Origin of the sequence: Okeania sp. SIO2C2 (assembly GCF_010692625.1) — a bacterium.
Lineage (GTDB): Bacteria > Cyanobacteriota > Cyanobacteriia > Cyanobacteriales > Microcoleaceae > Okeania > Okeania hirsuta.
Genome location: NZ_JAAHGM010000124.1, coordinates 1 through 7,917 on the forward strand (window position 1 = coordinate 1; position 7,917 = coordinate 7,917).

Below are 7,917 nucleotides of genomic sequence, written 5' to 3' on the forward strand. Positions count from 1 at the left end.
TGCGCGACGATCGCTTCATGTTCACAGCGGCTGGACTCTGGAATTTCTACCTGATGGCAGCATAATTTAATGATTGAAAGGTAGAATTTTCCATTTAACTTTAAGGTTTTATTTCGCGACAAGTCTAATGTATCGGGAGAATGAACAATGGTAATATCAGGTTCTGGTTCAGAGTCAACTAAAGTAACAGGATGTGCTTCCATTACTTCTGCCAGATTTCCTAAAATATAACGTAAGTATTTAACTGCTCTATGATTGATAAAACGATGAATTGGTTCTTCAGGAATCATATTAATAATTTCTCCATTAATTAATTCCACTTGACGATTTTTTATTATTCCTGCATCTATCATACGATGATAATCTTCTACTGTCCATTTAGTAAGATTTGTCATAATTTGATATTGTTTTTTTCAAGGAAGAAGGAATCAGGAAGAGGGAAGAGGGAAGAAGGCTTAAAAGTTGGAAAAAACCTAAATTGCCTGTAGATATTCACGCTAACTTTATATGCTTAATTTGACTTTAACTGCATGGGGCGATCGCTCCCTTCTATTCCTACTCCATAAGCTGTATAAGGTCTGACTTCTGGAGGCTGCATTCCTAAAACAATTGATTTAGCAGGAATTCCAGCAGCAACTAATTCTTCTGCTATTAAACAGTCAGTATTATTGGCTTGAATCCAAATTTTACCTGCGATAATATCAATATGAATTATACAGTAATGAATTCGCTTTTCTTGAGACCAACCTAAAGAAATTAACATATATCTATCATTTTCTGAGTCAAAAATTGTTTGATTTTCTATCCCACTTTCAGTAGTTGGTATCTGAGCATATTCTGTTAATAGTTTTTTAATAATTTGACGATAGTTTTCTATGGTATCCATCTGACAATATTCTCTGTTTGTAAATTAAAAATAATTAGTTTTAATCGGTGATTATCCAATAGTATTTGACCAAATTTTTCTCCTTCAAAAAGGTCTGTAAAAGCAGTTAATGGAAGAGCCAGATATAACTCTCTTTCTGGTTCGGTAAGTCTCGATATATCATTATATAGAATATATTGTCCTAAAGCTTGTTCTAAATCTGCAACTCTTGAATCTCTGATAAAACTTTTAACTTCTACAGCTATTTTGCGTTCTTGCTGTTGAGCCGCCAATAATTGTTCTGCACCCATATCTATAGACAGATTTATCTTTGCTCACTTTCAAGGAAATGGGTCCTGAGTAATTATCAAATTGGCTTTTATTAAAGCTTGTTTAACAAGTGTATGATAAATATCTCTTGCTCGCAATTTTTTTTCCTTTTGTTATTGTGACAATTAAAAATTAATGGTTGGGCTAACAATAACTAAACCCAACCAAATATGCCTAGTTTGACTTTAACTGAAGTAAGCGATAGCGTAATATTTCTGCCTGCTTTTCTGCTTCTGGTAAATTATTCTTTGTTTCCTCTACAAATTTAGTATCAGCTTTCTTAACAAACTCTGGTTTACTCAACCTTTTAGAAGTAGATTCTATCTCTTTTTCTAACTTTCCTAACTTCTTCTCCAGCCGAGCAGATCAAGCTTCAATATCTACTACTCCTGATAGTCGTAAGTATGAAAACAATTTTAGAACTGTCAAACATACTAAAAATATTGACAAAATTATCTCAGATGTTAAATATAACTCCCAAAAAAGTATAACAACAGATTTAGGGAAACAATTTATTCAGTTTATAGAAAATTCACTTGTTTAACAACAGAATGATAAATATTTCTTGCTGGCAATTTCTTTCCTTTTGTTATTTTTAAAATTCCCAATTAATGGTTGGGGTAGCTAATAACTAAACCCAACCAAATAAGCCTAATTTGACTTTAACTGAAGTAAGCGATCGCGTAATATTTATGCCTGCTTTTCTGCCTCGGCTAAATTATTCTGAGTTTCTTCTACAAATTTAGCATCAGCTTTCTTCACAAACTCTGGTTTACTCAACATTTTAGAAGTAGATTCTATCTCTTTTTCTAACTTTCCTAACTTCTTCTCCAACCGAGCAGATCAAGCTTCAATATCTACTACTCCTGATAGTCGTAAGTATGAAAAAAATTTTAGGACTGTCAAACATACTAAAAATATTGACAAAATTATCTCAGATGTTAAATATAACTCCCAATAAAGTATAACAACAGATTTAGGAAAACAATTTATTCAGTTTATAGAAAATCCACTTGTTTAACAACAGAATAATAAATGTCTTTGCTAACCAGAGATATTTGCTTTCCTTATTTTCAAAATCAAAAAGTTGGGCTAGCTAATAACTAAACCCAACCAAATATGCCTAGTTTGACTTTAACTGAAGTAAGCGATCGCGTAATATTTCTGCTTGTTTTTCTGCCTCGGCTAAATTATTCTTTGTTTCCTCTACAAATTTAGCATCAGCTTTCTTAAGAAACTCTGGTTTACTCAATCGTTTAGAAGTAGATTCTATCTCTTTTTCTAACTTTCCTAACTTCTTCTCCAATCGAGCAGATAAAGCTTCAATATCTACTACTCCAGATAATGGAATTAAAACTTGCACAGTACCAAAAATACCAGCAATAGTTTGACCAGCTTCCGCATCAACACTAGGAGTAATATTCAACTTTTCGACCTTAGCTAAATCCTGAATATAAACCTCACCTTTACTCAAAATTTTCCGTTCTTTTTCATTCTCACTCTGCAAAATTGCCGTAATTTTTACCTTTGGTTTAATATCAACCTCAGACCGTAAATTTCGGATAGTCCGAATTACCCCAATTAATAACTCAAACTCCGCTTCCAAATCTGGATTAATTAAAGATTTATCCAACTTCGGATAAGACTGCAAAGCCAAACAATCTTCCTCACCAACTTGATTCAAAGTATGCCAAATTTCTTCAGTAATATGAGGCATAAAAGGATGTAATAATCTTAAAATTCCATCCAAAATATAAGCCAATGTTTGTTGTGCTACTAACTTAGAAATCTCATCCTCACCTTGAAGTCGAGACTTAACTAATTCCAGATACCAATCACAAAAATCTCCCCAAATAAATTCATAAAGACCCTTCGCAGCTTCCCCCAAACCATAATTATCTAAATAATCACAAGTTTGCTGTACAACTTGATAGAAACGAGACAAAATCCAACGGTCAACTAACTCTAATTTATCCCCCTCCGGTTCCCCTAATTCTTGAGGAGATTTACCCTCTAATTTCATCATCACAAATCGAGCAGCATTCCAAATTTTATTAGTAAAATTTCGAGACGCTTCTACCGATGCCGACTCATCAGTTTCCCGATTATAATCCATTCTCACATCTTGCCCTGCTCCAGCAGTTTCTCGCATCAAAGTATAACGTAAAGCATCAGTTCCATACTTTTCAACTAACAATAAAGGGTCGATACCATTACCAGCAGATTTAGATTGTTTTTTCCCTTTTTCATCTAACATTAAACCGTGAATATAAACCGTTTTAAACGGCATTTTGCCAGTAAAATGAGTTCCCATCATTGCCATTCTAGCAACCCAGAAAAAGATAATATCAAAACCAGTAGAAAGAGTGCTAGTAGGATAATATTTTGCTAAGTCGGGAGTGTTTTCAGGCCAACCCAATGTTGAAAACGGCCATAAACCGGATGAAAACCAAGTATCAAGCACATCTGGGTCTTGTTCAATTTTGACATCAGCACCAAATTTTGCCTTTGCTTGCTCCAACGCTTCCGTTTCCGAGCGAGCAATAACAAAAGGAGTATTATCGGCAATTTTTCCATTAGTTTCACTCACAGCATACCAAGCTGGAATTTGATGACCCCACCAAAGTTGCCGGGAAATACACCAGTCTTTAATTTTCACCAACCAGTCGCGATAAACCTTCGTCCAACGTTCCGGAACAAATTTCGGTTGGTTATGTTTATCCAATAATTCCAGCGCTTTCTCAGACAACGGTTTAATTTTGACAAACCACTGAGTTGAGAGTAGAGGTTCGACTGGTACCTTGCCACGATCGCTATAAGGAACGCTATGACTATACTCCTCTACCTTGACCAAAACACCCTCTGACTCTAACCGTTTCACAACATTTTTCCGCGCCTCAAAACGGTCTTGCCCAACAAACGGTCCCGCGTTTTCATTCAAACTACCATCTTTATTCATAATATTAATGAATGGCAGGTCGTGACGTTTACCCATTTCAAAATCATTGGGGTCATGAGCGGGGGTAACTTTGACACAACCAGTACCAAATTCAGGGTCAACCAACTCATCCGCAATAATAGGTATTTCCCGTTCCATTATTGGTAGCGTCAGAGTTTTGCCAATCAGATTTTTGTAGCGGTCGTCATTGGGGTTAACCGCGACACCAGTATCTCCCAACATTGTTTCCGGACGAGTAGTAGCAACTTCCACATAACCACTGCCATCAGTAAGAGGGTAACGAAAATGCCAAAGGTTGCCATTAACTTCCTTATTTTCAACTTCCAAGTCAGAAACAGCAGACTGACTCGCAGGACACCAGTTAACCAGGTAGTTACCGCGATAGATGAGACCTTCTTCGTAGAGACGCATGAATGCTTCGATCACAGCTTTTGATAAACCTTCATCCAGGGTAAAACGTTCGCGAGTCCAGTCTGTAGAAACTCCCAGACGACGTAGTTGGTTAACAATAGTACCGCCAGACTCAGCTTTCCATTCCCAAGCGCGTTCCAGAAATTTTTCTCGCCCAATATCGTAGCGGGTTTTGCCTTCTTCTTTCAGTTTCCGTTCCAGAATAGTTTGCACGGCAATACTCGCGTGGTCGGTACCGGGGAGGTAGAGAGCGTTGTCTCCGCGCATCCGATGGTAACGAATGAGAGCGTCAATGAGGGAATTGTTAAAAGCATGACCTGCATGGAGGCGACCTGTAACGTTAGGTGGGGGGATGACAATGCAATAGGGGTTGCCTGGATGGTTGGGGTCAGCTTTGAAAGTGTTGTTTTCTTCCCAATATTTCTGCCATTTCGCCTCGGTTGAGAATGCGTCGTATTTGCTTGGTAATTTTTTGGTCATAGATAATATGAATTATTTGGACTGTTTAATTGTCCTTAATATTGTGCCATAATTTATATCATGTTTGCTTGAATAGTTATACTTTGGAGGAAGGAAGGCAGAAGGCAGAAGGCAGAGGGGAAGAAAAAGTTAGAAGGGATAAAGTTTTTTTATTCCCCCAAACTGTTGCCTATTGCCTGCGCGCAGCGCTATAGTTTTGCTCTAGCTCTCTAAAGAAATTAACTAGCTATCAGCTTTTCCGTTCCGGAATGCTCCGCAAACAGCATTTAGCTGCAAGCTAAAAATTCGAGGGTTTAAGTCCCCCACTATACACCTTGAAAAGCTGACTGCTGATAGCTGAGTGCTGACTGCTACTTCAAGCGATCGCTTTTTATGAATAAAAAAAGACAATGGAAACACTCACGAAAACACAAGCCGAAAATTATATAATTTTGCATCCTATTAGTTGGAAAACTTTCACTGGTATGAGTGAAGAATTAAGTGAAAATTCTACGAAACGCCTAGTTTATGATAGAGGATATTTACAGATTATAAGTCCTTTAATGGAGCATGAGAATAACAATTGGTTTATTGCTCGTATAATATTTATTATGGCGGAAGAATGGAACTTAAATATTAAAAGTGTTGGCTCTCTTACTCTTAAAAGGGACGATATTCAAAAAGGAATTGAACCTGATGCCTGTTTTTATTTACAAAATGAGCCAGAGGTCATTTCAGTTATCAGTTATCAGTTATCAGTACCTCTGCCTGAAGTATTGGGATTGAAATATTTAAATTTCAACATATTCATGGCGAAATTCCTGTTTAGCTTCCCATTCTAAATATTCTTCCGCTGTCATTTTTTGATAATTTTCCGGTTGAGCAATCATAATTTTATCCTTTATTTATTTTGTTCAATTAGATCACTTTGAAAGAGAAATGATTTAGTTCTTAGTTATAAATTATTAGTTGTTAGTTGTTGATTTTTAGTTGTCAATTAACCATCAATAATTAACTATTAAAAATAATTAATCAGGACTTACGCACAGACACTAAATCTAATGAGGGCGAATGCCATTATTCCTTCTTTTGTTTCGATGTCTAATTATCTTTTCCAAAAGGGACTTTCTGTTGTTGAAAATTTTACACGACCAAAATCTTGAGGTGCATGAAACTGGGGTTTTGGAGTTTGACTGGGAGACCATTGGCTATATTGTAAATTTGTCTCACCACCTAGACGGTTAAGATTGAGATACCAAATGTCTTCTGGTTTCGGTGGTATATTTTTAGCAACCTCAGCAAAATTTTCAAAAGGAATGGCTGCTTCTAATATCCAATACTTATCTACATCACTGTCATCATTTAGAGTCCCAACAATAGAAGTAGCAATTTTTATGCCTTCACCATTCCATTCCTCAGTCTTTCGCTCCCCTAGACTTTGACGATGAAATTGATCGAGAAATACTCCCTGCACGTTCATTTCAATATTAAAATAGGTAAGAGGTCGTTCGGGATTTGGTGCTGTAAAAACTTCTACACAATCATCTTTAAAAACCGCACTATCACGCTCAGTTTTTTCTGCCCAAATATGTGCATCTTCAACAATAAAAGATACATATAAATAATCATCATCCCACAGCAACTTACTAACAGTTTGTTCTTGCTTTCCCGACTCCCACCAAGGAAATTTAAAAGGACCCACATCTGGTGCTGCTATCCATGCTGGTTCATCCAATTTACCATCAATTATTATGGGTGTACTTGTGCTAAAGATAGTATAAAATGGCTGGTTACCTGCCAATGTCGTCAGGCACAAACAAAGTATAAATGATAGAGATAAAAGAGGCGTACTAAGTATTTTTTTATATTTCAATGTTTTTTGATATTTAATGGTAATTTTCTAGATTATTCAATACAAATTTTTATTATAGCAATTCCCATACTTGTGAGGTAATATATTCCTTGGTTTTAGGGAAAAACGATAAATCATCAGGTAGGAACGTTGCATACAACGTCCCTACAAAACCTATAAAACCTCATCATAAATATCAGTCATTCTTAAAGTTAACCCCACCGACTTTAATTCTAAACAATCTTCTTTACCTAAACTTTCCCTAGAACAATAACCAACTTCTGATGGACGATAAACTTCTACTTTCATTTCTGTTTGATCGACCAATACATACTCTGGCAAACTTGCTAAACTTTGATAATTCAAGCGTTTTTCTCGTCTGTCTAAATCTTGGGTAGAAGGGGAAAGTACCTCAATAATTAAACAAGGAAAACTTTTATAATATTTTTCTGTATCTTGTGGGTTGCAAGTTACCATCACATCTGGATAATAAAAAATATCTGAGCTATTTTCCGCCATGGCAATTTTAACTTTCATATCTGCAATAAAAGTTTTACATCCGCTGCCGCGTAAATTCAAACGCAAAAAACTAGCAATATTTAACGAAATGCGGTTATGTTCTTCACTGCCACCAGACATAGCGAATATTTGACCGCCGAGATATTCATGGCGAATGGGACTAAATTTTTCCCCTTCCAGATAATCTGTGGTTGAGATAAATGCAGTGGCTAATTCCATGGTTATGAGTTCCTCAATGTTATACAGATAATTATATCTAAACCTGGGAAGTTACGGTTTAGTTACTCGTACCATCATTTATGCTGCGCCATTCTCCAGACGGAATAAACGATGCCCAATAATAAGGATGTTGATACCCCTCAGTTCCCAACATCTCTAACTGGGTCTGTCGTAATGCTTCCGATCGCCCCTCATTATCCAACACCCGCTGATAATATTTCACCATCAACTCTTTCGTAACAAAATCATCCACCTGCCACAAACTAATTACCTGACTTTCACTACCCGCAAGAGCTAATGCTC

9 protein-coding genes and 1 pseudogene are annotated in these 7,917 nt (G+C 36.4%); 1 reads left to right on the forward strand and 9 read right to left on the reverse strand.

Annotation, left to right across the window (positions count from 1 at the left end; genetic code table 11):
• The 6 genes and pseudogenes from F6K18_RS35480 to F6K18_RS35505 form a co-directional block, all read right to left on the reverse strand.
• Positions 1-395, reverse strand: a 395-nt coding sequence (locus tag F6K18_RS35480; protein WP_287527997.1) for a Uma2 family endonuclease, incomplete at its 3' end; no start/stop codon positions are given.
• 116 nt (positions 396-511) lie between these two features.
• Positions 512-886 (reverse strand): XisI protein, encoded by a 375-nt coding sequence (locus F6K18_RS35485; protein ID WP_287527998.1) that lies wholly within the window; start codon positions 884-886, stop codon positions 512-514.
• Positions 874-1,293, reverse strand: a pseudogene (locus tag F6K18_RS35490) (element excision factor XisH family protein). Before F6K18_RS35490 ends, F6K18_RS35485 begins: the two are co-directional and overlap by 13 nt.
• A 76-nt stretch (positions 1,294-1,369) precedes the next feature.
• The gene (locus F6K18_RS35495) at positions 1,370-1,552 is read right to left on the reverse strand and encodes a hypothetical protein (protein WP_287528007.1); all 183 of its coding nucleotides are present in this window, start codon (positions 1,550-1,552) and stop codon (positions 1,370-1,372) included.
• A 333-nt stretch (positions 1,553-1,885) separates the two neighbouring features.
• Positions 1,886-2,029 carry a hypothetical protein gene (locus F6K18_RS35500; RefSeq protein WP_287527999.1) on the reverse strand — a complete coding sequence of 48 codons (144 nt, stop codon included), beginning with the start codon at positions 2,027-2,029 and terminating at the stop codon, positions 1,886-1,888.
• Between the two features lie 289 nt (positions 2,030-2,318).
• Positions 2,319-5,045 carry a valine--tRNA ligase gene (locus tag F6K18_RS35505; RefSeq protein WP_287528000.1) on the reverse strand — a complete coding sequence of 909 codons (2,727 nt, stop codon included), beginning with the start codon at positions 5,043-5,045 and terminating at the stop codon, positions 2,319-2,321.
• A gap of 389 nt (positions 5,046-5,434) precedes the next feature.
• On the opposite strand from F6K18_RS35505, the gene F6K18_RS35510 reads away from it, so the two are divergent.
• Entirely contained in the window at positions 5,435-5,866 is a 432-nt protein-coding gene (locus F6K18_RS35510; RefSeq protein WP_287528001.1) for a Uma2 family endonuclease, read from the forward strand.
• Positions 5,867-6,129: 263 nt separating this feature from the next.
• Here the strand turns inward: F6K18_RS35510 and F6K18_RS35515 are convergent, their stop codons facing one another.
• The 3 genes from F6K18_RS35515 to F6K18_RS35525 all read right to left on the reverse strand — a co-directional run.
• The gene (locus F6K18_RS35515) at positions 6,130-6,897 is read right to left on the reverse strand and encodes a carbohydrate-binding family 9-like protein (protein ID WP_287528002.1); all 768 of its coding nucleotides are present in this window, start codon (positions 6,895-6,897) and stop codon (positions 6,130-6,132) included.
• A 153-nt stretch (positions 6,898-7,050) separates the two neighbouring features.
• On the reverse strand, positions 7,051-7,614 hold the full coding sequence (locus tag F6K18_RS35520; RefSeq protein WP_287528003.1) for a Uma2 family endonuclease: 564 nt from the start codon (positions 7,612-7,614) through the stop codon (positions 7,051-7,053).
• 58 nt (positions 7,615-7,672) lie between these two features.
• A partial coding sequence (locus F6K18_RS35525; protein ID WP_287528005.1) for a CHAT domain-containing protein occupies positions 7,673-7,917 on the reverse strand: 245 nt, incomplete at its 5' end.

Bases quoted from the DNA above. Each gene is read 5' to 3' on its own strand.
- F6K18_RS35485 (WP_287527998.1), bottom strand. From the start codon at position 886: ATGGATACCATAGAAAACTATCGTCAAATTATTAAAAAACTATTAACA.
- F6K18_RS35505 (WP_287528000.1), bottom strand. From the start codon at position 5,045: ATGACCAAAAAATTACCAAGCAAATACGACGCATTCTCAACCGAGGCG.
- F6K18_RS35510 (WP_287528001.1), top strand. From the start codon at position 5,435: ATGGAAACACTCACGAAAACACAAGCCGAAAATTATATAATTTTGCAT.
- F6K18_RS35520 (WP_287528003.1), bottom strand. From the start codon at position 7,614: ATGGAATTAGCCACTGCATTTATCTCAACCACAGATTATCTGGAAGGG.